A 26,356-nucleotide genomic window follows, 5' to 3' on the forward strand; every position below is an offset into this window, starting at 1 on the left:
TACCGCTCGGACTGGAATGGTTGTACCGGGCGGTCTACTCGGCGGAGAGGTGGTGTGTGGGGGTGATCCGGGGGTCCGTGCCCGGGTCAGCTCCGGTGGTCGCCCGGCTGCTCCGGGCCGTTGTGCTCCGGGCCGTTGTCCTGGGGGCGGTAATGCTCCGGGGTGCTCTGCTGCGAACCGGTCCCGGGCCAGCTGCGGAAGCCGCGGGTCTGCGAGTCGGCGGAGTCGGTGGGGCCGGTGTGGTTGCCCGAGCCGCTGGCGAATCCGCTGGACTGCTGGTCGGCACGGCCGGCGGTATCGCCCGGGTCCGCGGGGAAGCGGTCGGACTGCTGCCCGGTGTGGTCGGCGGAACCGAAGCGGTTGCCCGTCTGCGGGTCGGCCGAACCGAAGCGGTTGCCGCTGGGCGCACCGCCCTGCGGGGCGCCGGAGCCGAAGCGGTTGTCGCTGGGTGCATCGCTCCGCGGGCTGGGGGAGCCGAAGCGGCCGCCGCCGGCCGCGCCCGTCTGCGGGGCGTCGGAGCCGAAACGGTTGCCCGCCTGCGGGTCGGCCGAACCGAAGCGGTTGCCCGCCTGCCGGCCACCCTGGCGACCGGGGAGGGAGAAGCCGCCGGGCAACGCGAAGGACGAGCCACCGTTCTTGAGCGCGCCCGGCCACCGGAACAGCGAGAAGAGGCCCCACGCCCCCGCCGCGAGGGCCAGCAGGATCATCAGCCAGACACCAGCGTTCAACGACTGGGTGTAGGTCACGTCCATGTCCTTGAGCTCATCGATTCCCTCCGCGAGGTTGGCCTGCGAGCCCACGATCACCATCAGGCAGTAACCCAGAAGCCCCGCAGCGCCCACGATGGAGGCGATCGCCGCGGGAAGTCGGAGGCGCAACGCCCACAGCACGGCCGCCGCGATGAACAGCAGCACGATCAGCAACATGAAGAAGAAGACGCTGCCGGTGAGCGTCGACTCGGCCTCGGCCTGGTTCTTGATCTCCTGCTCGATGTCCCCGGCCTGGTTCTCGAACTCCTGCTGGAGGCCGTCCATGAACGCGTCACCCAGGGAGTCCTGCGCGGGCAGGAAGCCGACCGTGGAGTCGCCGTCGCGCCCGTCGGTGAGGACCGCGTCCCGGGAGTCGAACTCGTGGGAGCTGAAGGAGCCGAACCCGTAGTCGCTCGAGCCGTAGTCGCTGTCCCCGCCGGAACCGCCGAAGAGGTCGCCGCCGTACTCGTCCAGGTAGCCCTTCAGCTCCTCCTCCATCATCTTCTTGAGGTCCAGCGAGCCGGTGGCCTCGACGTTCGTGTAGCCCCAGCCGTTCTGGACGCCCTTGATCTCCATGCCGTAGAAGGGGACCGAGACGGTGTTGACCGGCAGGAACGCCAGCAGCACGACGAGGAGCGCGATCACGCCGTTGACGCCGGCCGCGATGAGGTCGGACGAGCCGCCGGAGGCGGGACGCCCCGGGCCGCCGGCTGCGCCGGGTGTGCCGGGCCCGCCCGGACCCGCGGGACCTCCGGCGGTCATCGGCTGAACGGAGTGGCCCGGGAAACCGGACCGGGGCGCCTGCCCGTACTGGCCACGCTGGTCGTGCTGACCGGGCTGCCCGTACTGTCCCGCCTGGGGACGCTGACTCGGCTGCCCGTACTGTCCCGCCTGGGGGCGCTGGCCGTACTGCCCGGCCTGGGAATGCTGCCCGGCCTGGGAATGCTGGCCGGGCTGCCCGTACTGATCGGCCTGCCCGTACTGGCCGCGCTGGCCGTACTGACCCGGCTGGCCGTACTGCGCGGCCTGGGGGTGCTGGTCCGGCTGGCCGTACTGCCCGTACTGGCCGGGCTGATCCGGCTGCTGCGGCTGGCCCGCCTGGCCGGGGTGGCCGTCCCGGCCGGACGTGGGGCGGGTGGGGGAGCCGTCGGGCAGGTGCCCGTCTTCACGGGGCTGTTCCTGCCATCGTCCTGGGTGGCTCACGGGGGTCTCCTGATGAAGTCGTTGGCTAAAGCGCCCCACAACTTAGCGGAATCCAGACCTTTTCGTCAGGGTTCACCTCCCGCGGCCGCCCCTGCGTGATCCCCCTAGCGCAGGATCCGCTTGCCGAACTTCAGCGCCGTCGTCACGGTCTTGGCGAAGACGTCCGGGTCCACCAGCGTGTTGCCCGAGATCGACATCAGGTGCTGGACGGCCACCGTGCGCGCCTCGGTGTACTTGAGCATGCCGCCGTCGCCGTGGCGCCGGCCGACGCCGGAGTCCTTCCAGCCGCCCATCGGCGCGCCCACCGAGGACCACGCGGCGGCGAAGCCCTCGTTGACGTTGACCGTCCCCGCGTGCAGCCGCGAGGCCAGCTTCGAGCCGGTCGCCGGGTTGGCCCACACGCTGGCGTTGAGCCCGTAGCGGGTGTCGTTGGCCTTGAGCACGGCCTCGTCGAGCGAGTCGACGACCTCGACGGCCACCACCGGACCGAAGGTCTCCTCGCGGAAGAGCTCGGCGTCCTCGGGCACGTCGGCCAGCAGCGTCGGCGCGTAGAAGGTCGGGCCCAGATCCGTCAGGCGACGCCCGCCGGTGAGCACGCGCGCGCCCTTGGCCACCGCGTCGTCGACCATCGCGGCGACGTGCTCGCAGTGCTCCTCGGAGATCAGCGAGCCCATGTCGGTCTCCCAGTCGTGCCCGCCGCCGATGCGCATGCCGGCCACCGAGTCGACGAAGGCGGGGATGAACTCGTCGGCGATGCCGCGGTGGACGTAGAGCCGCTCGATCGAGATGCACAGCTGGCCCGAGTTGGAGAAGCACGCCGCCCGCGCGCCGGGGACCGTCCGCTCGAGGTCGGCGTCGTCGGCGATGATCATCGGGTTCTTGCCGCCGAGCTCCGCCGAGTAGCCGACCAGCCGCTCGCCGGCCTGCTCGCCGAGCTTGCGGCCGGTGGCCGTCGAGCCGGTGAACATCAGGTAGTCGCACTGGGCGACGATCTCCTGGCCGACCACGGAGCCGGAGCCGGTGACCGCCTGGAAGACGTTCTCCGGGAGCCCGGCCTCGCGCAGCAGGTCGGCGACGAGCAGCCCGGTGTAGGGAGTCTGGGAGTCCGGCTTGAGAACCACGGCGTTGCCCATGGCCAGCGCGGCGATCGCGTCGCCGGCGGTCAGGGAGAACGGGTAGTTCCACGGGGAGATCATGCCGACCACGCCCACCGGGTCGTGCTCGACGCGGGTGCGCGTCAGCCCCGGCAGCGAGGTCTTCGCGCGCTTCGGGCGGAGCAGCCGCCCGGCCGCGTAGCCGCAGTGGCGGGCGGTGATGGCCACGTCCATGACCTCCTCGAACGCGCTGGTGCGGTTCTTGCCGGTCTCGTCCTGGATCAGGTCCAGGATCTCGTCGCGGCGCTCGAGGACCAGGTCGTGCAGTTTCAGCAGTACCTTGCGGCGCTCCTTGACGGGGGTTGCCTGCCAGCGCCGCTGTGCGGGCCGGGCGCGGTCGAAGGCGTTACGGGTGTCTTCGGCGGTGTGCGCGGTGACCTCGCCGAGTTCCTTGCCGGAACTCGGGGACACGACTGTGATGGCTGTCATATCGTTGACTATATGTCATCCATCTTCATTTCTGGGGCCGCCGAGGGAATCGGTCGCGCGGTCGCCCACCGCTTCCTCGCCGAGGGCTGGACCGTCGGAGCCTACGACATCGCCCCCGTCTCCTACTCCCACCCGAACCTGGTCGCCGGCCACCTCGACGCCACCGACGCCGAGAGCTGGGACGCCGCCCTGGCCGACTTCACCGCCCACACCGGCGGCAAGCTCGACGTGCTCGACAACAACGCCGGCATCATCGCCGACGGCGCGCTCGCCGCACTGCCGGCGCCCAAGGTTGCCGCACAGATCCAGGTCAACGCCCTGGGGGTCACCCTCGGCGCGCGGGCCGCGCACCGCTATCTGGCGGCCACCGACGGCTCGCAGCTGGTGAACATGGGCTCGGCCTCCGCGATCTACGGCCAGCCCGACATCGCCGTCTACTCGGCGACGAAGGCCTACGTCGGCGGGCTGACCGAGGCCCTCGGCCTGGAGTGGGAGCCCGACGGCATCCGCGTGGTCGACATCTGGCCGCTGTGGGCCAAGACCAAGCTCAGCGACAATGACGCGACCTCGGTGCGCCGCCTCGGCGTGCACATCACCCCGGAGCAGATCGCCGAGGTCATCTGGGACGCCACCCACCCGGCCAACCGCTGGCAGCGCGGCAAGATCCACTACGGGGTCTCGCTGCTGGACAAGGCGATGTACTGGGCGCGCTCGGTCAGCCCGGACCGCACGGCCCGCTTCGTCAACCGCTTCATCTCCGCCTAGGGGCGAAGCCGCGCCCGCCCCGGGGAATCACCGCCCCGCGGAAACCGCCGCCCGGCGCCGCCCCGCCCCGGAAACCGCCGCCCGCCCCGGAAACCGCCGTCCGGCGCCGCCCATCCGGGCAACCGCCCCGCCCCGGGAGACCCCCGCCCCCAGACGCTGAAACGCCCCGCACACCGGTGATGTGCGGGGCGTCGGCAATTGCGGTGCGTCAGCGCACGTCGACGAACTTGCGCAGCACCCACGGGCGCAGCGCGATGAGGATGACACCCAGCGCGATCGCGGCGATGGCGACGGTGATGAAGAACGCGCGCTCCGCGGACGGGTCGGTCGGGTCGTAGAACTGGCCCAGGACACCCGACAGCGAGGTGCCCATGGCCACGGCCATCAGCCAGACGGCGAAGAGGCGCGACTTGAACGCCTGCGGGGCGACCTTGGTCGCCAGCGCGTTGCCCACCGGGGACAGCAGCAGCTCGCCCATGGTGAACAGGAAGAGGATCCACACGATGACCAGCAGCGGGGTGCCGTTCTCGCCGGCGCCCGAGTAGGGCAGGAAGAAGAACAGCGAGACGCCGATGATCAGGTTGGCCACGCCGAACTTGAACGGCGAGGACCACTGACGGTCGCCCAGCTTCGTCCACAGCGCGGCGAAGACGCCCGCGAAGATGATGATGAACAGCGGGTTGAAGGCCTGAACCTGGCTCGGGGTGATCTCGAAGCCGAAGAGGCTGCGGTTCAGGCGCTGGTCGGAGTAGACGGCCAGCACGGTGAACTGCGACTGGAAGATCGCGAAGAAGAGCACGCCGCCGATCAGCAGCGGGATGTAGCCGATCAGGCGCGAGCGCTCGACGGCGCTGGTCAGCGGGGACATGCACATCTCGACGAGCAGCACGGCCGCGGCGAAGAACGCGATGACGGCCATGATCGTCGACAGCCACTGGATCTTGATCAGGCCGGTGCCGATGGCCAGGCTGACCAGGACGATGACCACGACGGTGCCCAGCGCCCAGGGCAGGTACTGCTTGTGCGGCAGCGGGTTGGGCACCTCGGAGCCGGCGGCGCCGATGGTGGTCTTGCGCATCAGGATGTACTGGGTCAGGCCGGCGGCCATGCCGATGGCGGCCAGGCCGAAGCCCCAGTGGAAGCCCTCCATGCCCCAGACCCAGCCGGTGAGCAGCGGGCCGAAGAACGCGCCGATGTTGACGGCCATGTAGAAGATGGAGAAGCCGGCGTCGCGGCGCGGGTCCTCACGCGCGTAGAGGTCGCCGAGGACGACCTGCGAGGCGGTCTTGACGCCGCCGGAGCCGACGCCGATGCACACCAGGCCGATGGCCAGGCCGGCGAAGGAGGGGATCAGGGCCAGGGCGATGTGGCCGCACATGACCAGGATCGCCGAGTAGAACAGCGTGCGCTCCGCGCCGAGCAGGCGGTCGGAGACGAACGAGGCGACCAGCGAGCAGACGTAGACGAAGCCGCCGTACGCGCCGACCAGGGAGACCGCCTCGGCCTCGGACATGCCGAGGCCGCCCTCGGAGGCCGAGTAGTACAGGTAGAAGGTCAGCAGGCCCTGCATGCCGTAGAAGCTGAAGCGCTCCCACATCTCGATGCCGAAGAGGTTGGCCAGGCCCCACGGCTGGCCGAGGAACTTGCGGCCCTTCTTCACCGTGGCGGTCAGGGAGGTCACGTCGCTGCCGTGGAAGCCGGGGTCGGCCGCGTTAGCGTCGGCGGCCTCGGTGGTGGCGGCGCCGGTGCCGTGCGCGCCGGCCGTGTGGGTCCCGGTGTACGCGGCGTCGTGGGCGTGCGGGTCCGCGGCGGCGTCTGCGCGCGAGGCGTCAGCCGCCGGATCGCCGGACCCGGGCTGTCTGGGGTCTTGTGGTGTGGAAGTCATCGCGGCTTATTATCCGCCCTTAACCAGGGGTAAAGGCAACTTAGGACGCGTTGTGGGGCGGCTGGGCGCGGGCGTTGAGCCCGCCGGGAGTGGGTGCGTGGTGCGCATCTGCGCAGGTCGTGCGCCTGTGCGGCTCGATTGACGACGTCGCGTTGGTTTAAGTCGGTGGTTTTGTCCCGGTCGGGCACCGTGCGCTGGGGAAGCGGACCTCCGCGGCGGTCGCGCCGGCGGTCAGGGCCGCGGTCGATCGGAGCTTTCCGTGCTGTCCGCGCCGTCTGTGCCGTCTGTGCTGTCTGCGTCGCCGGTGCTGTCTGTGCTGTCTGCGTTGCCGGTGCTGTCCGCGCCGTCTGTGCTGCGGGTGCCGGTGCCGTTCGTGGTGTCCGTGCGGTTGGCGCGGTCGGCGCGGGAGTCGCCGACCGTCCACGGGTCGCCGACGCGGCACAGCCGGTCCAGGTCCGCGCGCACCAGCTGGCGCGCCGGGCGGGCGCGGGCCATCTGGTCGTGGGTGATGACCGCGGTCTCGTCGAGGGAGTCGACCCACAGGTTGCGCACCGTGTCGTCGCCCGGGTCGCGCAGGAACACCGAGTTCGGCGGCTGGATCAGGGTGTCGAAGCGGGTGGCCAGGCAGGTGTAGGTCACGCCCTCGACCAGCTCGTCGCCGGCGTTGATCGCCTCGACGACCCCGGTGCCCGCGTCGCCGCGGATCTGGTCGAAGCCGGCGGGGCCGAACCAGTTCGTCACCAGCTCGCGCATCAGGCCCGCGGCCACCGGCCCGCGCACGGCCGAGCTGACTATCCCGCCCATGGTCGTGCCGTGGTTCGGCGTCGACAGGCAGACCAGGTGGCGGATCTTGCCGGCGCCGCCGCCGAAGCGCAGCCACCAGCGGGCCAGCAGCCCGCCCTGGGAGTGGCCCACGACGACGGCCTTCTGCGAGCCGGTGACCTGCAGGACCGCGTCGATGTAGGCGCCGAGGTGGCCGGCGGACTCGGCCAGCGGGCCGGTCGCACGCCCGATGAGGTCCGGGGCGAAGACGGCCCAGCCGTCCGCGCGCAGGTCCGCGCCGAGCTCCTCCCAGTCGCCCTTGGTCGCCCCGGTGCCGTGCACCAGCACCACCGGCCAGGGGCGTCTCCTGGTGGGGCGGGCGCGCCAGTCGTCCTCGAAGCGGCCGTTGGGGCGCAGGCGGGACAGCAGCGGCACCCCGCTCGCCCCGCGGTCCAGGGTCGCGTCGGGGTGGTCGGCGGCGATGCGTCGGGCCAGGTCGTCGGGGATCTTCATCGAGTGCGGCGTGCCGGGCAGCTTCTCCACGGGCAGGTTGCGCCAGGCACGCCGCAGCAGGCGGACGAGTTCGGTGCGCAGGTCCTCAGCCATGGCCACGAGGATAGAGGCGCCTGGCCCCGCGCGCGCCGGTACGCTCGGGGGCATGACTGGAGCCCACGGTGAGTTGGTCGAGGTCGACGGGGCACGCGAGGCCGTCGACAAGCTGGTCGAGCTGTACGAGACGGCGACGGCGCGCGCCCGGGAGATCCTGGCGAGCGGCGACTACGCCTCGTGGAACGAGGTGGTCTACCCCAAGCTCGCCGTCAACGTGCTCGAGTGGCGGCCCATCGACCGCTCCGAACCCTTCGGCTACGTCAACGCCGCCGGCCGCTACGTCGCCGAGTTCGCCCGGCCGCGGCTGCTGCGCGGCTACCTGATCGAGCAGCTCGAGGCCCTGACCGGCAACTACCCCTGCCGCATCCAGGTCGGGCCCAGCCAGACGCGCATCCCGCCGGAGTACATCCGCGGCGTCGGCAACGTCGATGAGGCGCGCCGGGCCGGGGACCTCGGTGACGCCGTGCCGCGGCCCACGCTCGACGACGTGCACGACGCGATCGTCGACGGCCACTGGGACGCGTTCCACGGTGAGGAGAAGCCGCTCTTCCAGTTCGGGCCGCAGCGCTTCGACCTGGCCTGCGCGCGCATCGAGCACTACACCGGCATCGACGTCGACAGCGTGCAGAAGTACATCCTGTTCACCAACTACGCGATGCACACCTCGGAGTTCGTGCGCTTCGGGCTGCGTGAGATCGACGACCCGGACTCCCGCTACACCCGCCTGCTGCTGCCCAACGGCGAGGTGCTCGAGGCCGGCCACGGCGCCGAGCTCGACGACCTCGACCTGGCCTCGAGCCACCAGATGCCGCGCTACGACCTGGTCACCGAGGCCGGTGACGGGCTGACCATGATCAACATCGGGGTCGGGCCCTCCAACGCGAAGACCATCACGGACTCGCTGGCGGTGCTGCGCCCGGAGGCGTGGATCATGATCGGCCACTGCGCGGGTCTCGACGGGCGCATGCGCATCGGGGACCTCATCCTGGGCAACGCCTACCAGCGCGAGGACTCCATCCTGGACTCCCGGATCGCCCGCGACGTGCCGATCCCCGCCGTGCCCGAGGTGCAGCGCGCCCTCGAGGCCTCGGTCCACGACATCTACGGCGGCGACCGCTCGCTGATGCGCACCGGCACCGTGCTCTCCACCGGCGACCGCAACTGGGAGTGGCACACCCCGCGCGATCTGTGGGAGTGGCTGCGCGGCTCGACCGCCGTGGCCGTGGACATGGAGTCCTGCACGCTCGCGGCCAACGGCTACCGCTTCCGGGTGCCCTACGGCACGCTGCTCTCGGTCTCCGACCTGCCGCTGCACGCCGTGCCGAAGCTTCCCGCCCAGGCGCAGGCCTTCTACACCTCTTCCAAGGAGGCGCACGTGATGTGCGCGGTGCGCGCGATGGAGCGGCTGGCCCAGGACCCGACGAAGCTGCACACCCGCAAACTGCGCCGCACGATGGGCGAGGTTCCGTTCCGGTAGGGGCCCGCTACGGGCCGGGGTACCACTGCCCGCCCGAGCAGATGAGAACGTGGCCGGCGGCGTCCTGGCCGCCCTGCTCGCCGTCGACGCACTCGCCGCCGACCTCGGCCGTTCCGGCGCCCTGCGGCTCCGGTCCGTAGACCCACGTGTACTTGGAACCGCCCATGAACGCACAGACCAGTGGTTCGCCGGAGCCGTCGCGCGCGGGCATGCCCGCCTGCGAGGCTGAGCAACCGGCGCCGTACGCGGGAGCCCCGCCGGCGGCCGCGCCCGTCGCGTTGTCGGAACCGCCTGCGTTCCCGTCGTTCTCCTCCGCGGCCGGAGCGGCGGTGGACGCGGAGCTTTCCGCACCTGCGTCGGAGTCCGCGGCGTCGGCACCCGTCGTCGGGTGCGGGCCCTTGCCCTTGGGGCGCTCGGAGTCGATGCCGTCGATGGAGATGTAGGTCAGGTCGTCGAAGGAGTACTCGGGGTTGGCGAAGCCGAGCGCCGTGACCTTGCGGTCCTTCGGTACGACGAAAACCCAGGTCATTGTCGTGTCGAAGCCGGGGCCGAGATTGTCGTTGCACTCCGGGTTGCCGGGCACGCGGTAGAGGGAGTCCTCCGGGCCGTACTCGGCGGCCGGCTCGGTGACCAGCTTCGCCTGGACGGCGAAACCACAGGTCAGATCCATGTCCTGGGTGTCGTCGTTGCGCACCGTTGTGTCGACCACGACGTACTTGCCGCCCTCGCGGACTTTCTCGGTGACGTTCGGGTCGGCGGTGGAGTGATCGCTGAGGAGCTCGATCTTGTCGGTCTCCGTCACCGCGTCGACGCGGAGTGCGACGCCCTCGGCCTCCACCATTTCGCCGACGGAGTGCCCGGCCGGTGCGCTGGACTCGGTCTCGCTTTCCGCCGGTGCGTCCGATCCGCCGCCCCCGCCACATCCCGCGAGTGTCAGGGAGGCGACAGCGGCGAGTGCTAGGAGCAGGCGTTTCACTTGTGGTTCCTTCGGGTCGCGCGGATGGGGAGGGCCTGCGCCTGAGCGGAGGAAAACTCCCGGCCTCAAGCTTGACGGCACCTGTATCCCATCGTATCGGAACCTGGATATGTGTGGCTCCCGCGAGCGCACCGGCGGGGCAGAGGTCTGCTTACTCCTTCCCGCTGAGGGAGGCGCTGCGTCTTCCGGCCGGGGCCGCCCGACGTCTCCCGGCCGGGGCCGCCCGACGTCTTCCCGCCGCGCCCGTCCTAGGCCTGGGCTCCGAGGGAGACCGTGGCACGGGCCGGACCGCCGCCGGCCGGGGCGAAGCTGACCTTCTCGGCCTCGGTGTTCTCCGAGAGCAGGAACGCCAGGGTGACGGTGCCCTGCTCGCCCGGGTTGACCGCCGCGCCGTCGCCCGGGTTGCCGGCGATGCGCTCCGGCTCGCCGAGCGCGGCGTGCGGGGCGCCCGCGACATCGGTGACCTTGACGTCCAGCGCCCCGGCGCCGAGCAGGACGAGGGGCTGGCTGCCCCGGTTGACCTGCTGGATGTTCAGGACGAGGAACCGCTGGCCGCCCGGGGCCATCGCGGTCGAGGCGGACGAGGAGCCGGACTGCGACGGCTCGCCCAGCTGGATCTCGCCGGCGAAGTAGGCGTCGGTGACGGTCACCGCGACGTCGTCGAAGGTGACCTCGTCGCCGATGCCGGCGTCCCCGTGGCCCGCGACGGTGGTCAGCGGGGCGGAGGAGGCGGCGTCGTCGGATCCGCCGAGGCCCGCGAGACCGTCCGAGCCGCACCCCACGAGCAGACCGGTGAGGGAGAGCATGACGGCCGCGGTCGCGCGGCGGCGGATCCGGTGGACGCGCATGGGACTCCTGAATCGGGACGACTGGCTTTCTGTCCGGGAGTTTAGCGCCCGCGGAGAGAACGGTGGCCGCCCCCGCGGAGAACGCTCCCCGGAACCTGGGGGTGTGTCACGGGGTCCGGATAGTGTTTAGGGCATGGACACAATTCGAAGCCGCAGGTTCCCGGCGGCGGTCCTCGCCGCGGTGAGTGCGCTGCTCATCGTGGTGGGCTGCTCCTCCGCCCCGAAGGAACCCGAGATTCTCGCCGCGCCCAACCCGAACATGCCGACGATCGGTGACTTCGTCTCGGTCGGCGACCTCGAGGTGCGCGTCGACGACGTCGACCAGCGCAGCAGCTTCGATCCGGCCGACTACGACATCCCGGACCTCGTGGACCGCTCCGGGGTGACCACGCGTTCGGACCGGAGCTCGGATCACGGTTCGGACTCCGACTCGGACTCCGACTCCGGCTCGGGGTCGCACGGCGGTTCCGGCTCGGAGCCCGACTCCGACCGCGGATCGGGATCCGGCTCAGACTCCGGCGCGTCGGCTCACGGACCGCATCCGACCCTGGCCGACGGCACCACAGTCACACCCGGCGACGGCGACGGTGACTCGGGCGCCCACGGTGGGGCAGACGCGACGTCGGCAAGCGAGGGCGACACCCCGCCGACCGAGAAGCTCGAGGCCGAGGACGGCGGCAGCTTCGGCGTCATCCCCGCCTCGGTGTGCCTGGGTGAGGGGCAGTCGGTGGAGCCCGGCGTGCAGCTGACCATCCACGCGGACCTGTCCACCGTCGACGCCAGCGGTTACGAGCCGATCCCGGGGCTGAACGCGCTCGTGGTCGAGCGCGTCGAGGGAGACGACGGCAACGGCTGCAACGGCCTGATGGTGAAGATCCTGTGGGTCTTCCAGCTGCCCGAGAACGAGCGCCCCTCGAGCATCGGCCTGAACGGGGCCGACCAGAGCATCCAGGACCGCAAGGTCATCGACCTGGGCGCCGGCGGCGGCGAGCAGTGCGAGGAGTACAACCTCGACCTGATGGAGACCGCGCTCGGGTACTGGCTGCAGACCGGCGCGGTGTTCACCAACCGGCGTGACGTCTCCTGGCTGGACACCGAGATCCGCAGCAACCAGTTCGACCCCTGCGCGCCGCTGAGCTGGGTGACCCTGCACCTGGAGACCGAACGACTCGAGCCGATTGAGACCGTGGTCTTCTTCCACGGCCCCGACCTGGTCACCGACCCCGGCCCCCTCACCGCGTCCAAGGTCGTGAACGTCACCCGCAAGGGCGCGGACGCGGTGAGCGTCGGTGTCAAGGGAGGAACCAGCGTGGACACCCCGACGACGATGGTCGACTACCGGCTCGAGGGCGACAAGCTGGTCGAGAGCGGATGGGAGGGGGACGACGCCTACCCGCGCCTCGACTTCGACCGCCAGGCGGTGCCCCGTGATTCGGTCGTCGGTTACCTGGGCAACGCCCGCAACCCCGCCTACGACTACAAGGTCGACTGGAACGGCTACGACGCGGTCGACGTGCGCGTGCCCGTCGGCGAGGGCGGCGAGACCTACCTGAACTGCCGGATCGGCGGCGAGCAGGCGCTGGCCTGTGACGCCCCCGACGGCGAGCACTGGACGGCGAAGGACCTGCTGTCCGGGCCGCAGGACGAGACCCCGGAGGGCGAGCCGGCGAACCGCTTCGAGGCGGACCTCGGACTCGGCGGCGGGGCGCGCACCTACGCCACCGACAGCAGTCTGTCCGGCGGCGGCGAGGAGCTGCCGGACGAGGCCGTGATCAAGTTCGGCCCCTACGCCATGAGCACCCGCGGCCCCGGACTGACGGTGGGCAACAACTACTCCGGCTACTCGGTCACCCTCGGCGGTCCGGTCGAGGAGGCGGAGCCGCCGGTGCAGGTGTCCAAGTCGCGGTGGCCGGATCCGGAGTCGCTGAAGAGCTGGGACAGGACCTAGGCCGACGAGCCCGGGCCGGGGAGTGCCCCGCGCCGACGGGCCCGGGCAGGGGGGCGCCGCGCGCCGACGGTGCCGCGCCGGGGAGCGCCGTGCGCCGGGGAGCGCTCCTCACCTTCCGGGTGATCCGCACGGTGCGTCGTTAATTTCAGGGGTGCCCAGACAGTCATCCACCCCTTCCCGAAGAGGCGAACCGTATGACCGAACGACCCGACGAGCTGATCCAGATCCTGCACGACCTCGACGAGGGGATGCCGGAGGAGGACCGCGACACCCCCGAGGTGCTCGGGCACCGCGAGTGGGCGGCGGACGTGCTCGCCGAAGCCGGCCGGCACGACGAGGCGATCGCCCAGTACCGCCTCGTCGTCGAGGGCCGGGCCCGGACGCTCGGACCCGACGACCCCGACACGCTGCTCTCCCGCGCGCAGCTGGCCTACGCCCTCAACGACGCCGGCGAGCTGCACGCCGCGGTCGAGGAGCACCGCGCCCTGGCCCGGGACCTGACCCGGGTGATGGGCGGGGACTCCCATGAGACGCTGATCATCCGCGGCAACCTCGCCCATATGCTCGACAAGGCGGGCCACCATGACGAGGCGATCGACGTGTATGAGTCGGTTCTCGCCGACCAGTGCCGCGTGGACGGCCCGGACGAGCCCCGGACGCTGGACACCCGCGACGCCCTCGCCGCCTGCCTCTTCGAGACGGGCCGGGCCGGCGAGGCGGCGGAGTACCACCGCGCCGACGTCGCGTCCCGGACGCGGTTGTCGGGCGCGGACTCCCCGGAGACGATGCTCAGCCGGGACAACCTCGCCTTCTGTCTCCTCGACGAGGGGCGCTACGAGGAGGCGATCACGGAGTACGAGTCGTTGCTCGCGGACCGCCTGCGGGTGCTCGGCCCGGAGGCGACCGACACCGTGGACTGCCGGGACTCCCTCGCCCTGTGCTACGGCAGGAGCGGGCGTGCCGCCGACGCCGTCCGGGAGTGCCGGGAGGTCCTCGCGCAGCGCTGCCGCGCGCTGGGCCCGGAGCATCCGCGCACGTTGACCACGCGCGGCCGTCTCGCCTCCTGGCTCGGAGACTTGGGTGAGTACGAGGAGGCCGCCGTCCACCACCGCCTGGTGGCCGAGGGCGGGACACGGGTGCCCGGTGGCCCGACTCCGCCCGGCGTCTCACCCGGTGGAGACCGTGGCGGCGACGGTGGTGGCGACGACGACGGCGGCGCCTAGACCTGCGGGATGACGATCCAGGCGACGATGTAGAACAGGATCGGCCAGCCCATCGCGAGGCCGAGGGCGGCGGCGACGAGGCGCACGATGACCGGGTCCCAGCCGTAGGTCTCGGCGACGCCGCCGCACACACCTCCGATCCAGCGGTCGACGGGCGAGCGGTGCAGGCGGGACGTGGACATGGTGGGCCTCCTCTGGCTCCGGCCGGGGGACGAATCCGCCGGTTGCGGCTTCCTTTCCCGGTTCACTTCCCAGTCAACCAATTTCCGCCGACGAATGCATCGGGGAGTGTCCCGGTCTCACCCCTAGGGGTCGCGCCTCCCGATTGACGACGTCGCGCCCCTCGCCGCCGGGCGAGCCCACGCCGCCCGCGCCGCGCGCACGCGCTGTGCGGGCGCGCCGACGGGGACCACCGCGGCGTCGGCAATCGCCGCCCAGCGCCTACAGCTGCGCCGCCGGGTAGTCGGTGTAGCCGCGCTCGAGGTGTGCGTGCGGGTTCTCGTAGGGCGGGTAGACCGTCTCGGTGACCAGCTCGTTGAGCTCCACCGAACCGACGCGGCGCGGCCAGTCCTCGCCCGAGCCGACCCCGCCGCGCGCGTCGGCGGCGAGCACCCGCTCGGCCAGGTCCGGGTTCGCGATGTACGCCTTGCCGAAGGCCACCGCGTCCACCGTGCCGGCCTCGATCAGGCGCTGCGCGTCCGCCGCGCTCATCCGCTCGTTGCCGATCACGGGCCCGCCGAAGGCCTCCTTCATCGCCCCGAGCACGGAGTCCTCCGCCTCGTGCTCGCGCACGCACAGGTAGCCGACCTTGCCGGCCAGCGAGCCCGCGACGTGCGTGAACAGCCCGGCGAGGTCGGAGTCACCCATGTCGTGCTCGTCGGCGCGCGGCGCCAGATGCACGCCGACGCGGCCCGGCTCCCAGGCGTCCGAGCACGCGCCGACGACCTCGAGCAGGAAGCGCTCGCGGTTCGACATCGGCCCGCCGTAGGCGTCTTCGCGCCGGTTGGTGGAGTCCTGCAGGAACTGGTCGATCAGGTAGCCGTTGGCCGCGTGGATCTCCACGCCGTCGAAGCCGATCTCGCGCGCCCGGGCGGTGGCCGCGCCGTAGTCGGCGACGGTCGCGTTGATCTCGTCGAGCGTCATCTCCCGCGGGGTGACGTAACCGCGCATCGGCCGCAGGCGGCGCACCCGCCCGGCCGGCAGCACCGCCGAGGGGGCGACCGGGGTCATCCCGTCGAGCAGGTCCGGGTGCGAGATGCGCCCGACGTGCCAGAGCTGCAGCGCGATGCGCCCGCCGGCGTCGTGCACGGCGCGCACCACCGGCTCCCAGGCCTCGGCCTGCTCGTCGCTCCAGATGCCGGGGGTGTCCCGGTAGCCCACGCCCATCGGGGTGACGGCCGTGGCCTCGGAGATGATCAGCCCGGCGCCGGCGCGCTGGCGGTAGTACTCGGCCATCAGCGCGGTGGGGATCTGGTCCACGGCGCGGCTGCGCGTCAGCGGCGACATGATGATCCGGTTCGGGATCTCGAGTGATCCCAGCGATAACGGTTCGTTCAAGATGCTCATGATCCCGTTTGTACCGCTTGCCGCGGCGTTACGCTGGTGGCATGAACGCCCGCCCCGCCCTCGCCACCGCCGCGGTGCTCGCCGTCGCGGCACTCACCGCGTGCTCCCCGCCCTCCGACGAGGCCACGCCCGACCCCCAGGCTGAGGAGGCCAGCGTGCAGCCTTCGCCCTCGATTTCCGACGTCCCGTCCGACACCTCGGCGCACCCGACGACGTCGGCGGGCGACGCCGCGGCTGCGCCGCGGCCCACCGGCGGCGCGGGGGACTGCGCGCCGGGTGCCGCGGCGCAGGGCTCCGACTCCGCGAACGGGGCGGGTGACGGCGCCGGGGACTCCGACGTGTGCACCGGCTCCGACGGGGCGGGCGCCGGTACCGGCCCGGCGGGTGCGCAGCAGAACGGTGGTGCCGGGGTGCGCACGCTCACGGCGCCGGAGACGCCCTCGGCGCGCGACGCGATCGTCGTCAATCTGGGCGGGCACAAGGTGACCTGCAGCCTCTCGGCCTCCGAGCCCAGCGGGGTGTGCACCGCCGACGCTCCCGTGTGGCCGGACCAGTCCGGCACCGCGCGCAACCAGGCGACGTTCTCCTTCGCCGCCGGCGGCGTGGACGTCCACGACGGCCGGGGCGGCGGGGGCTACGCGCGCACGGTCGAGCTCGCGCCGGGCGAGACCCTGGTCGCCTACGGCTTCTACCGGGTCACCGCCGGCGCCGACGGGCTGACGATCACGACGCAGACCCCCGACGACGGCTCGCCCGCCGACCCGTCGGTGGTGGGCAAGACCGTGCGGCTGACCGCGGACGCGGCGAGCTACCAGGGGTAGCCCGCCGCGCGCCGGGGGGACGGTTAGTCGGGGGCTGCATGCACCGGGCGGCTTGTGCGCCGGGCGGCGCCCCCGAATCCCCCGAGCCCCCGACCCCCGAGGGGGCGCTAGTTCTTGGCGCCCGCGTAGTCGAGGTCACGCCCGAAGACGGTGAGCCCGAGGATGTCCCGGTCGTAGCGGGAGGCGAACGGGAAGCTGGCCAGGTAGCCGACGATCACGGCCACGCAGAAGCCGGCGATGGAGACCAGGAACGGCCCGATCTCCAGGGTGCCGACCCACCAGGCGGCCGCCGCACCGGCGAGCAGGCCGATGAGCACGCCGGCGGCGTTGGCGCGCCGGGTGAAGATGCCCAGGGCGAACACGCCGGCCAGCGGCACGCCGAACAGGCCGGTCATGGCCAGGAAGAGGTCCCACAGGTCGGACTGGTCGGTGACGACCAGGTAGATCGCCGCGCTCACCGAGAACACGCCGGCGACGATGATGACCATCCGGGAGAAGGCCACGGAGGCCTCGCCGCGGAAGAAGCGGTTGCGGATGTCGGTGACCACGCAGGCCGAGATCGAGTTCAGCGACGAGGAGATCGTCGACTGGGCGGCGGCCAGGATCGCGCCGATCAGCAGGCCGGCGATGCCGGCGGGCAGCACGGTGAGGATGAAGTAGGGCACGACCGCGGAGGTGTTGACCGTCTCGGGCAGGCCGCCCTGGGCGGAGTAGTAGTTGTGCAGCGCGGTGCCCATGCCGTAGAACAGCGGGATCGTGACCAGGGCGAGGACACCGTTGACCAGCAGGGAACGCTTGGTCTCGTCGATGCTCGGGGTGGTCTGGTAGCGCTGGACGACGTCCTGGCTGGCGGTGTACTGGTGCAGGGCGTTGAGGATGTTGCCCACGAAGATGATCGGGATCGAGGCGGCGAAGTTGTCCATCGAGAAGTTGCTCGAGGAGTAGAACTTGCCGTCGTCGGCCGCCTGGACGAGCGCGGAGGAGAAGCCGCCGGGGGTCAGCGCCATGGCGCTGATGACGATCACGGCCGCGCCGACGAGGAGCAGGATGCCCTGGATCACGTCGGACCAGATCACGCCCTCCATGCCGCCGAGGAAGGTGTAGATGACGCACAGGACGCCGATGGCCAGGGAGACGAGCACGGGGTTGATGTCGGCGACGGCGGTCAGCGCGAGCACCGGCAGGTAGATCACGATCGCGATGCGGCCGAGGTGGTAGAGGCAGAACAGCAGCGTGCCGACGATGCGGATGGTCGCGGAGAACCGGGCCTCGAGGTACTCGTAGGCGCTGGTGACGTTGAGCTTGCGGAAGAACGGCACGTAGTAGCCGATCAGGATGGGCACGATCGCGAAGATCGCGAGGTTGCCGGCCGAGTAGGCCCAGTCGGTCAGGAAGGCCTTCTCCGGGGTGGACATGAAGGTGATCGCCGAGAGGGTCGTGGCGTAGATGGAGAATCCGGCCGCCCAGCCGGGGATGCGTCCGCCGGCCTTGAAGTAGTCGTCCTGGCTGTTGCCGGCGCGGCGGGCGAAGTAGGCGCCGACGCCGAGCATGCCGAGCAGGTAGAGGCTGATGACGATCCAGTTGAGTGTGCCGAGTCCTTGGGTGGCTGATGCCTGGTCCATGGGGGTTTCCTTAGGTCCGGAAGGTTCGAAGAAACGATGGGTTAGCGGCGTTCTCGGTCAATGGCCACGGTCCCGTTCGTGCCGGGACGGCCGGGTGCAACTGGAGGTGCGAAATGTGTGTGAGACCACCGCACGGGATTGAGTTATCGGATCCTACGAAGAATGCAGGATGTCTGATGGCGCTGTGTTTATGTGTCGGGGTAGGGAGGTCCCGCTCGCGCCCGCCGGTCCCTCCCGGTCCCGGCCGGGCTTTGAGGGGCCCGGCCGGGCGCCGGTTCGGGATCGGCCGCGGGGCCGGTCCGGTGTTCCTGTGTTCTTGCTGTCAGTCCCCGAGGGCCGCGGCGAAGTGCGCCGTGATCCAGTCGGGGGCGGTGATGGCGGTGCCGACGATGATCGCGTCCGCGCCGGCCTCGACGCCCTTGGGCAGGTCGGCCGGTTCGTGGAAGCGGCCCTCGCCGATGACGAAGACGTCGTCGCCGACCAGGCCGCGTGCCTCACGCAGGCACTCCAGGTCGGGGCCGACGGTCTGCTCGCGGTCGGGGGTGTAGCCGGCCATCGTCGTCGAGACGATGTCCGCCCCGGCCGCCGCGGCGCGCTCGGCGTCCTGCGGGGTGGCGCAGTCCGCCATGATCAGCGCGCCGTGCTCGTGGGCCACCGGCACCAGGTCGGCGAAGGTCGAGCCGTCCGGGCGCGGCCGGTCGGTCGCGTCCGCGCAGACCACGGCCGCGCCGGCGTCGGCGACGGCGGCGACCGACTCGCGGGTCGGGGTGATGTAGACCCCGGTGGTGCCTTCCTTGGTCAGCCCGAACACCGGCACGTCGACGGCGTCGACGATGGAGCGGATGTCCTCGAGCCCGCCGTAGCCGCCGCAGCGGATCGCCGGGGTGCCGCCGTCGACGCAGGCCATCGCGATGCGGGTCAGCGCGTAGGTGTCCCGCAGGGCGTGGCCGTCGGGCGCCTGGACGGAGACGATCAGCCGGCCGCGCACGGCGTCGAGGATCTCTTTGCGGCGCGCGTCCATGTCGGACGCGGGAGCGGTGAAGGAAAAGGGCATGGGTACTTACTCCTCTGTGTTGTGCTGAGGGCGTCCGGCCGCGACGTCGCGCCCGGCGACGGTGCGTGCGAAGCACGCGGCGGCGACCAGCGGGGCGTCGGAAATGAACGCGCTGGTGAGCACGGGGACCGTTTTGTTGGGCGCCAGGGCGGCCTCGCGGACGCCGGCGATGAGGGGGTCGGTGACCTCCGCGCCGATGCCGGTGACCCCGCCGCCGAGCACGATCGCACTCAGGTCGAGGCCGCTGGCCAGCGCGCCGAGGCAGCGGCCGAGGCCGGCGAGGTTGCCCTCGATGATCGAGCGGGCCAGGGCGTCGCCGGCGCGCATGCGCTCGAGGATCTCGGGCAGGCGCAGGTCGGTCTCGCGCCAGGCGCGCCACTCGACGCGGCCGTGGTCGGGGTCGGCGCTCAGCTCGTTGTAGTAGCGGGCCAGCGAGTTGCCGCTGGCGATGTTCTCGGCGCGGTCGGCCATCCCGCGGAAGTCGGCGCAGACCAGCTCGGAGATCTCCCCGGCGGTGCCCGTCGGTCCCGCGGCGAGCTCGCCGTCGCTGACCAGTGCGCCACCGACGCCGGTGCCCAGCGAGACGTAGAGCACCCGCCCGCGGTCGAGGTCGGCCGACCCCGTGCGCCCGGCGCCGATGAGGTGCTCGCCGAAGGCCCAGACGCGCACGTCGTTGTGGCAGGCCACGGGCACGTCGAGCTCGGAGCGCACCACGGCGTTCAGGTCGGTGCCGGCCCAGCCGGGCAGCGTGTCGCCGTTGTGGACGACGACGCCCTCCCGGTCGATGACGCCGGGGGCGCCGACGCCGACGCGGACGACGTCACTCGGGGCGTCGGGCTGCTCGAGCGCGGCGCGCACGGCCGCGGCGATCTGCCCGGCGGCCTGGCGGGCCCCGAACTTCGCGGGGTCAGGCTGGGTGGGCAGCACGCCGGTGGCGTGGGCGGTCAGCGGGTCGGAGTCGTCGACGAAGCCGTAGGCGACCTTCGTCGCGCCGACGTCGAGGGCGAGGGTGGCGGTCACGGGACTCAGGGCTCCCGGATCTGGGCGGCGTCGACGATGGCGTTGATCTTCTCGATCTCCTCGTCGGTGAACGGCTCGTGCGGGTCGAACATCTTCAGCGACGGGAAGTGGCCGAGGTGCTTGAGGGCGACCTTGAAGGAGCCCACGCCGGCGGCCGAGCCGCCCATGCGCGGGGCGTCGCCGACGGCCGTGATGGTCATCAGCTCGGTCAGGCGGGCCTGCTGCTTCTTGCCCTCGGCGAAGTCGCCGGCGGCCAGGGTGCGGGCCAGCTCGACGTAGCCGACCGGGTCGACGTTGCCCAGGCCGGGCACGACGCCGTCGACCCCGGCGAGGTAGTCCATGTCGACCGTGGTCTCGGAGCCGGTGAGCACGACGAAGTCGCTCAGGCCGGCCTTGTCACGGGCGTCGCAGAGGTTGCGGGTGTAGGAGTCCGAGCCGCCGGAGTCCTTCACACCGGCGAGCACGCCCTCGCGGGCCAGGGTGATCACGTCCGCGATGTCGAGGACGGTGTGGACGCTGACCGGGATGTTGTAGGCGAACAGCGGCAGCTCGGGGGCGGCGGCGTGGATGAGGCGGAAGTGGTTGGCGATCTCCGTGCCGGAGATGCGCACGTAGTACGGGGCGGTGGCGACCAGGCCGTTGGCGCCGCACTCGACGGCGTCGGCGACGTGCTCGATCACGCGCGGGGCGGTGGCGTCGATGACGCCGGCGATGACCGGCACGCGGCCGGCGGCCTGCTCCACGGTCGCGGTGATGATCGCGCGGCGGTTCTCGCGGGTCAGGAAGACGGCCTCGGAGGAGGAGCCGAGCACGAACAGGGCGTCGACGCCGGCCTTGATGAGGCGCTCGGCGTGGGCGCGCAGGGTCTCCAGGTCGACCTCGCCGGCCTCGGTCAGCGGGGTGAGCACGGGCGGGACGACGCCGCGCAGCTGATCCGGGGTGGCGGGGGCGCCGGCGGTGATCGTGGTGGTCATGGTGGTGGACCTTCCTTCGGGCGCCGTGTCCGCGGCGCCGCGGTTAGGGGGTGGTGTGATCATGCGATGTCAGACATTCGATTTTCGGCGTACTGAATCGCGAAGTTTTTTCGGGTGGGAGGGGGTGGGTTCCGTCACCCTCCGGGCGAGGCGCGGCCGGCGCCGGCCCCGGAGGTCTGCTCCGTGCGGGCCAGGGGGCGCCATGCGAAAGACACGGAGACGGCGGCGAACCATGCGACGTGCTCTGACGTCGGACGGTGCGTGCGGCCGGAGGTCATCTCGACTCCTCGTCTTCCGTGCCGTTGGAATCTGCGCAAAGGTTTACGCTGACTCTCAGATTAGTCCTGTGGCGGTGGCGAGAGCAAGAATGCCGTTCAGGTGATACCGGATCGTGACCGCGGGTGTCGTCCCCGTCACCGGGGGTGAACGGGGGTACCCCCGGTGGTGGGGTGGGTTGGGGTTGTGTGGGGTCGTCGGAGGGCTCCGGCGCGGGCCGGTGGGCCCGCACGGGGCGGGTGTGGCGGTGCCGCGCCGGGCGGGCGTCGGGTGCGGGGCTGCCTGCGTCGCTCAGGCCCAGCGGGAGGTGTCCAGGCCGTAGGGGTTGTCCGGGTCGTCGACCGGGAGGTCCTGGACCTGTTCGCTGTCGAGCTGGAGGACGCGCGGGGAGCCGTTGAAGGCCAGGGAGATGCGGAGGGTGCCGTCGGTGGTGTCGACGATGAAGGCCGAGTGGAACATGACCCGAGATCCCGGGGGGATCGTCAGAGTCTTCCCTTCGCGCGGGCGGTTGCCCGAGGGGTGCTCCGTATAGAACTCGATTCTGGGGTTGCGATCGTCGGGCATCGCATTGACGAACGAGATGTCGACGTAGTCACTGGCGGTCCCGTTCTCAAGCGACCAGGTCCCGGAGTCGCGCCAGCAGGACACGCCTGCATCGTTGGCGACGGAGCAGACGACGGGGACTCCTCCGGCTTCAGTGCGGAAATTCCGGTCCTCGATGTCGAGCCAGGCGTCTTCGAGCGGGGCCGCAGAGTGGACGTTGCCGTAGGGCAAAGGGACCTTCTTGTGGAAGGGCGAGTCGTCGCTGAGCGCGGCGGTGTCGAAGTTGATGCGTCCGTTGGCGAGTGGAGGCTCGTCGGGATCGCCGGCGCCCGCGGGAGTGTAGGGGACGGTGAGGAAGGGGTCCTCCATGTTGCGGTAGGTGTTGTAGCTCAAGGTGACCTCGTCGGGGCGGGTCCGGCGGACCTCGCCGAGCTGCTGGTAGACGCTCATGTCGAAGTCAGCGAGGTGGTCGCCGGTGAAGAACACGACGGCTGTGCGCGTCGGGTTGAACGCGGGCTCGGGGTCCGATCCGGTCGGGCTGCCGACCAGGGTGACCCAGCTCAGCGGGGCGCAGGGGTCGAACTGGTTGTCCACCAGGCGCAGGTTGTTCACGTGTGTGAAGCCGCTGTCTGCCAGCGGCAGCTCGCCGATGGAGAGGAACGGCCCGAGTTCGGTCTCCGAGAGGTCGAGGTCCGCCGCCTCGCAGGTGTCCGGGGCCTCGTCGCCACCGCCGACGTCGATGGTCGCGGTCTGGCCGGTGTCGGGGTCGGTCCACTGGCTCCAGCCGGGATCCTCGCCGGCGGGGACGCGGTAGGCGCCCACGCCGGGCAGGGTCTCGCCGGGCTCGACGATCTGGTCCTCGGGGGCGGCCTCGACGAGGGTGCCGCACGCCGGTGTGGCCCTGGTGCCGTTGACGGTCTGCAGGTTCATCGTCGGCGGCGTGGTCTCGCGGAAGTCGACCGGGGAGTCGCCGTTGTTGCGGAAGGTGACCTTCATGAGCACCAGCTCGGTGTCGCCTGGGGCGCCGGAGGTGCCGGAGGTGGCGGCGTCCTCGTCGTCCCCGCTGCTCGTGCGGGGCTCGGCGAGGCAGCCGGTGATCGCTTCGATGGGGACACCGCCGAGGGCGGAGTGGTAGCCGCCCATGGACTCCTCCGCCTCGGCCGGGTCCGGCTTGTCGACCTCGTCGACGCGGACCTCGAGGTCGCCGAGGGAGACGTAGTCGCCGATGCCGGGCATCTTGCCGGAGCCCTGGGCGAAGATCGACGGCTCGAGGATCTTGCGCGAGAACGCCGTGGTGGCGAGCATGCCGAACACGACGAGGAGGATCGCGATGATCGCGAGCATGACACGGTTGCGGCGGGTTTTCAGCACGTTTTCAGCTTATCCGGTGCCGGCGTCCAGGTGCAGGGTTGCGGGGAACGGTGCCCGGAGGCGGGACTGCACGTAGGTGACGGGGCCGGTCGTTTACCGCCTCACGGCTCCGGGGTCTCGGTGGCCTCCCGTGACTTGTGGTGCGGCCAGCGGGAGAGATCCAGGTTGTAGGGGTTGGTCTGGTTCTCGATGGTGGCGACCTGCGCGCGTTCGGAGTCGAGCTGGAGCATGTACTGGACGCCCATGCGTGCGACGAAGATGCGCACGATGCCACCGCGGGTGTCGACGAGGAGGGTCCGGCGAAGGAGGGCCATGGAGTCCGACGGGATGTCGAACGCGTCGCTCGAGAACCCGTCCGGTTCGCCGGCCGCGGACCCGGGCTCCCTGCCCTCGAGGTCGAGGCCGTAACTGCCGCGCTCGTATCCGGTCTTGGTGAGGTCGGCGGTGATGCTGTCGGTCTCCGTGCCGTCGGGCAGCGTCCAGGTCCCGGATTCCCTCCTGCAGGTGACGCCCGGCTCCGCGGCGAGAGAACAGAAGACGGAGAGACCGTGCGTCTGTGCGCGGAAGTAGCGCTCGTACCGGCCGAGGTCGGCCTGCCGGAGGGGCGTGGCGGAGTGGACGTTGCCGTAGGGCAACGGTGAGTTAAAGGCGGTGCCGCCGAGAGCACCGATCACTTTCGCGAATTCGAAGTCGACGTGCTCGTCCGCGCCGTCCGTGGAGGGGTCGACCAGGCCGTCCGCGTCGTAGGTGTCTTCGTTGCCGGCCTTGTCGGTCACGGTCACCGAACCGTCGTCGTCACGGTGCACGGACACGCTGTCGCGGTAGACGGGGGAATCGAAGGGAGCGACGTGGTCTCCGGTGAAGAACACGACGATATGACTCAAGTCGGTGTCACCGCTTTCCCTCGCTTCGGAGTCCGACGATCCGCTGAGGAGAGCCCAGCTCAGCTCGGCGCACGGGTCGAACTGGTTGGAGTCCACCTGAAGATCGGTAATCAATTCCGGGTACTGGCCCCCCTCCGCCAGGGGCAGCGTGTTGACGGCGAGGAAGTTGCCCAACTCGGTCTCCATCAGGTCGACGTCGGAGTTCTCGCAGGTGCCGGGGACCTCGTCGCCGCCGCCGATGTCGGTGGTGGCGCTCTGACCGGTCGAGGGATCGGACCAGCGGACCCAGCCGGGCTCGGAGCCGGCGGGGACGTCGACGACGACGGCGCCGGGGATGGAGTCGCCGGGCTGGAGGACCTGGTTCTCGGCGTCGACGTCGGCGAGGATCTCCGTCAAGGGCGCGGCGCGGGTGCCGTCGGCGGTCTGCACGTTGACCGAAGGTGGGGTGATCTCGTGGAAGTCGACCGGGGAGTCGCCGTTGTTGCGGATGTCGACCTTGATGACGGTCAGGTCGGAGCCGCTGCCGGAGCTGCCACCGGAATTGCTGTCATTTGATCCGCTGCCACCGGAACCACCGCCGCCGGCTCCGTCGTCGCCGCGCCGTTCGAAGAGGTCGTCGACATTCTCCACGGCCTTCCCACCGAGGACCGTGCGGTAGTCGGCGGTGGCCTCCTTCACACCGGCGGCGTCCCGCTTGTCGACCTCGTCGACGCGGACCTCGAGATCCCCCAGCGAGACGTAGTCGCCGATGCCGGGCATCTCGTCGGAGCCGAGGGCGAAGACGTCGGGGTCGAGGACCTTGCGCGAGAACGCCGTGGTGGCGAGCATCCCGAGCAGGACGAGGAGGACCGCGATGATCGCGATCAGGACACGGTTCCGGCGGTTCTGCAGCACATTTTCAGCTTATCGGTAGCTGTTTATCAAGGAAGGGGCCTGTGGGGAGCGCTGCCTACCCCACAAGGCCCAGGCCGCACGCTCGCCGATCAGGCGACGCGCTCGCCCGCGAGGTAGGTCGCCGCGGTGACCGGCATGCCGGGGCGGTAGGCCAGGTCGATCGCCGTGGCCGAGCGCAGCACGTGCAGGTTCGCGGCCGCACCCTCGACCAGCGTGCCCACGGCCGGGCGGCCCTGGGAGTCACGCCCGTCGCCGACATTCTGGCGTCGCAGCGCCACCGCACCGCCGTGGGTGCCCGCGGCGATCGCCTCGTCCAGGGAGAGGTGCTGCTGGAGCACCGCCGTGGTCACGCAGAAGTTCATGCTCGACGTGTACGAGGTGCCGGGGTTGAGGTTGCTGGCGATGGCCACCGTCGCACCCGCGTCGATCAGCCGGCGCGCAGGGGCCAGCGGCATGCGCGTCGACAGGTCGCAGGCGGGCAGGATCGTCGCGACCGTCTTCGAGGCGGCCAGCGCCTCGACGTCGGCGTCGGTGAGGAAGTTGACGTGGTCGACGCTGGCGGCGTCGTAGTTCACCGCGAGGCTCACCCCGGGCCCCTCGCCGAGCTGGTTGCCGTGCACGCGCACGCCCAGCCCCTTGGCCTTGCCTGCCTCGATGACCCGGCGCGACTGGTCCTCGTCGAAGGCGCCGCGCTCGCAGAAGACGTCGATCCAGCCGACGTGCGGGGCCACCGCGTCGAGCATCTCGCCGCAGACCAGGTCGACGTACTCGCCGGCGTCGGCTCCCGGCGGCACCAGGTGCGCGCCGAGGAAGGTGACCTCGTCGACGTGGCGGCCGGCGATCTCGGCGGCCTGCTTCTCGCTGGCCGTGTCCAGCCCGTAGCCCGTCTTGGTCTCCAGGGTGGTCGTGCCGCCGGCGCGGGCGGCCGCGACGCGACCGGCCACCAGCTCGTCGAGGCGCTCCGCCCCGGCCGAGCGGGTCGCCTCCATGGTCACCGCGATGCCGCCGGCGGCGTACTCGCCGCCGGACATGCGGGCCTCGAACTCCTCGGCGCGGTTGCCGTCGAAGACCATGTGGGTGTGCGAGTCCACCCAGCCGGGCAGCACGGCCGCCCCGCCGAGGTCCTCGGCCCGGTCGGCCTCGGGGGCCTTGGCGGCCTCGCCGATCCAGGTGATCACGCCGTCTTCGGCGACGATCGCGGCGTCGTTGAGGGTGCCGCGCTCGGAGACGGTGCGCAGCTCGCCGATGTTGGTGAACAGGGTGGAGGTCATGGGGTCCTTTCTGGGGTTCGCGGTAGCTGGAA

At 71.3% G+C, this 26,356-nt stretch carries 21 protein-coding genes; 6 read left to right on the top strand and 15 right to left on the bottom strand.

Going from position 1 to position 26,356, the window contains the following annotated elements; all coding sequences use genetic code 11:
* Positions 1–86 precede the first annotated feature (86 nt).
* Positions 87–1,511, bottom strand: coding sequence for a Yip1 family protein (locus CFRA_RS00245; RefSeq protein ID WP_075662955.1), 1,425 nt, complete (start codon positions 1,509–1,511; stop codon positions 87–89).
* Between the two features lie 12 nt (positions 1,512–1,523).
* On the opposite strand from CFRA_RS00245, the gene CFRA_RS00250 reads away from it, so the two are divergent.
* Entirely contained in the window at positions 1,524–2,051 is a 528-nt protein-coding gene (locus CFRA_RS00250; RefSeq protein ID WP_075662956.1) for a hypothetical protein, read from the top strand.
* Positions 2,052–2,056: 5 nt separating this feature from the next.
* Here CFRA_RS00250 and CFRA_RS00255 read toward each other — a convergent pair whose 3' ends face one another.
* Entirely contained in the window at positions 2,057–3,535 is a 1,479-nt protein-coding gene (locus CFRA_RS00255) for a succinic semialdehyde dehydrogenase (RefSeq protein ID WP_075662957.1), read from the bottom strand.
* A 12-nt stretch (positions 3,536–3,547) separates the two neighbouring features.
* On the opposite strand from CFRA_RS00255, the gene CFRA_RS00260 reads away from it, so the two are divergent.
* Positions 3,548–4,300 (top strand): SDR family oxidoreductase, encoded by a 753-nt coding sequence (locus CFRA_RS00260; protein ID WP_075662958.1) that lies wholly within the window; start codon positions 3,548–3,550, stop codon positions 4,298–4,300.
* Positions 4,301–4,508: 208 nt separating this feature from the next.
* On the opposite strand, the gene CFRA_RS00265 is transcribed toward CFRA_RS00260, so the two are convergent.
* Both CFRA_RS00265 and CFRA_RS00270 read right to left on the bottom strand, forming a co-directional pair.
* Positions 4,509–6,185, bottom strand: coding sequence for a peptide MFS transporter (locus CFRA_RS00265; RefSeq protein WP_083666732.1), 1,677 nt, complete (start codon positions 6,183–6,185; stop codon positions 4,509–4,511).
* 231 nt (positions 6,186–6,416) lie between these two features.
* The gene (locus CFRA_RS00270) at positions 6,417–7,553 is read right to left on the bottom strand and encodes an esterase/lipase family protein (RefSeq protein ID WP_083666988.1); all 1,137 of its coding nucleotides are present in this window, start codon (positions 7,551–7,553) and stop codon (positions 6,417–6,419) included.
* A 52-nt stretch (positions 7,554–7,605) separates the two neighbouring features.
* Here CFRA_RS00270 and amn point away from each other — a divergent pair, with 52 nt between their 5' ends.
* A complete protein-coding gene (gene amn / locus CFRA_RS00275) occupies positions 7,606–9,033 on the top strand; it encodes an AMP nucleosidase (protein ID WP_075662960.1) in 1,428 nt (475 codons plus the stop codon).
* Positions 9,034–9,040: 7 nt separating this feature from the next.
* Here the strand turns inward: amn and CFRA_RS00280 are convergent, their stop codons facing one another.
* Entirely contained in the window at positions 9,041–10,009 is a 969-nt protein-coding gene (locus tag CFRA_RS00280) for a DUF4352 domain-containing protein (protein ID WP_156887919.1), read from the bottom strand.
* 248 nt (positions 10,010–10,257) lie between these two features.
* Entirely contained in the window at positions 10,258–10,857 is a 600-nt protein-coding gene (locus CFRA_RS00285; RefSeq protein WP_075662962.1) for a DUF4352 domain-containing protein, read from the bottom strand.
* Positions 10,858–10,990: 133 nt separating this feature from the next.
* Between CFRA_RS00285 and CFRA_RS00290 the strand changes: the two genes are divergently transcribed.
* A complete protein-coding gene (locus CFRA_RS00290) occupies positions 10,991–12,805 on the top strand; it encodes an LppP/LprE family lipoprotein (protein ID WP_156887920.1) in 1,815 nt (604 codons plus the stop codon).
* Positions 12,806–12,999: 194 nt separating this feature from the next.
* A complete protein-coding gene (locus CFRA_RS00295) occupies positions 13,000–14,028 on the top strand; it encodes a tetratricopeptide repeat protein (RefSeq protein ID WP_075662964.1) in 1,029 nt (342 codons plus the stop codon).
* On the opposite strand, the gene CFRA_RS00300 is transcribed toward CFRA_RS00295, so the two are convergent.
* Entirely contained in the window at positions 14,025–14,210 is a 186-nt protein-coding gene (locus CFRA_RS00300; RefSeq protein WP_075662965.1) for a PspC domain-containing protein, read from the bottom strand. The two genes, CFRA_RS00295 and CFRA_RS00300, sit on opposite strands and share 4 nt — an antisense overlap.
* Positions 14,211–14,469: 259 nt before the next feature.
* Positions 14,470–15,594, bottom strand: a complete 1,125-nt coding sequence (locus CFRA_RS00305; protein ID WP_075662966.1) for an alkene reductase — start codon at positions 15,592–15,594, stop codon at positions 14,470–14,472.
* Positions 15,595–15,635: 41 nt separating this feature from the next.
* On the opposite strand from CFRA_RS00305, the gene CFRA_RS00310 reads away from it, so the two are divergent.
* Positions 15,636–16,415, top strand: a complete 780-nt coding sequence (locus CFRA_RS00310) for a hypothetical protein (protein WP_075662967.1) — start codon at positions 15,636–15,638, stop codon at positions 16,413–16,415.
* A gap of 107 nt (positions 16,416–16,522) precedes the next feature.
* Here the strand turns inward: CFRA_RS00310 and CFRA_RS00315 are convergent, their stop codons facing one another.
* From CFRA_RS00315 to CFRA_RS00345, 7 genes are all read right to left on the bottom strand, one after another.
* Positions 16,523–18,037, bottom strand: a complete 1,515-nt coding sequence (locus tag CFRA_RS00315) for a sodium:solute symporter family protein (RefSeq protein WP_075662968.1) — start codon at positions 18,035–18,037, stop codon at positions 16,523–16,525.
* Between the two features lie 322 nt (positions 18,038–18,359).
* Positions 18,360–19,058, bottom strand: a complete 699-nt coding sequence (locus CFRA_RS00320) for an N-acetylmannosamine-6-phosphate 2-epimerase (RefSeq protein WP_083666989.1) — start codon at positions 19,056–19,058, stop codon at positions 18,360–18,362.
* 39 nt (positions 19,059–19,097) lie between these two features.
* Positions 19,098–20,111, bottom strand: coding sequence for an ROK family protein (locus CFRA_RS00325; protein ID WP_245797600.1), 1,014 nt, complete (start codon positions 20,109–20,111; stop codon positions 19,098–19,100).
* A gap of 5 nt (positions 20,112–20,116) precedes the next feature.
* The gene (locus tag CFRA_RS00330) at positions 20,117–21,085 is read right to left on the bottom strand and encodes a dihydrodipicolinate synthase family protein (protein ID WP_075662971.1); all 969 of its coding nucleotides are present in this window, start codon (positions 21,083–21,085) and stop codon (positions 20,117–20,119) included.
* Between the two features lie 567 nt (positions 21,086–21,652).
* Complete coding sequence (locus tag CFRA_RS00335) at positions 21,653–23,275, bottom strand: LppP/LprE family lipoprotein (protein WP_075662972.1); 1,623 nt, start codon at positions 23,273–23,275, stop codon at positions 21,653–21,655.
* Positions 23,276–23,376: 101 nt separating this feature from the next.
* Complete coding sequence (locus tag CFRA_RS00340; protein WP_075662973.1) at positions 23,377–25,053, bottom strand: DUF4352 domain-containing protein; 1,677 nt, start codon at positions 25,051–25,053, stop codon at positions 23,377–23,379.
* A gap of 89 nt (positions 25,054–25,142) precedes the next feature.
* Positions 25,143–26,324, bottom strand: a complete 1,182-nt coding sequence (locus tag CFRA_RS00345) for an amidohydrolase family protein (RefSeq protein WP_075662974.1) — start codon at positions 26,322–26,324, stop codon at positions 25,143–25,145.
* Positions 26,325–26,356: the final 32 nt, after the last annotated feature.

The sequence above is a fragment of the Corynebacterium frankenforstense DSM 45800 genome, from assembly GCF_001941485.1.
GTDB classification, from domain to species: Bacteria; Actinomycetota; Actinomycetes; order Mycobacteriales; family Mycobacteriaceae; genus Corynebacterium; species Corynebacterium frankenforstense.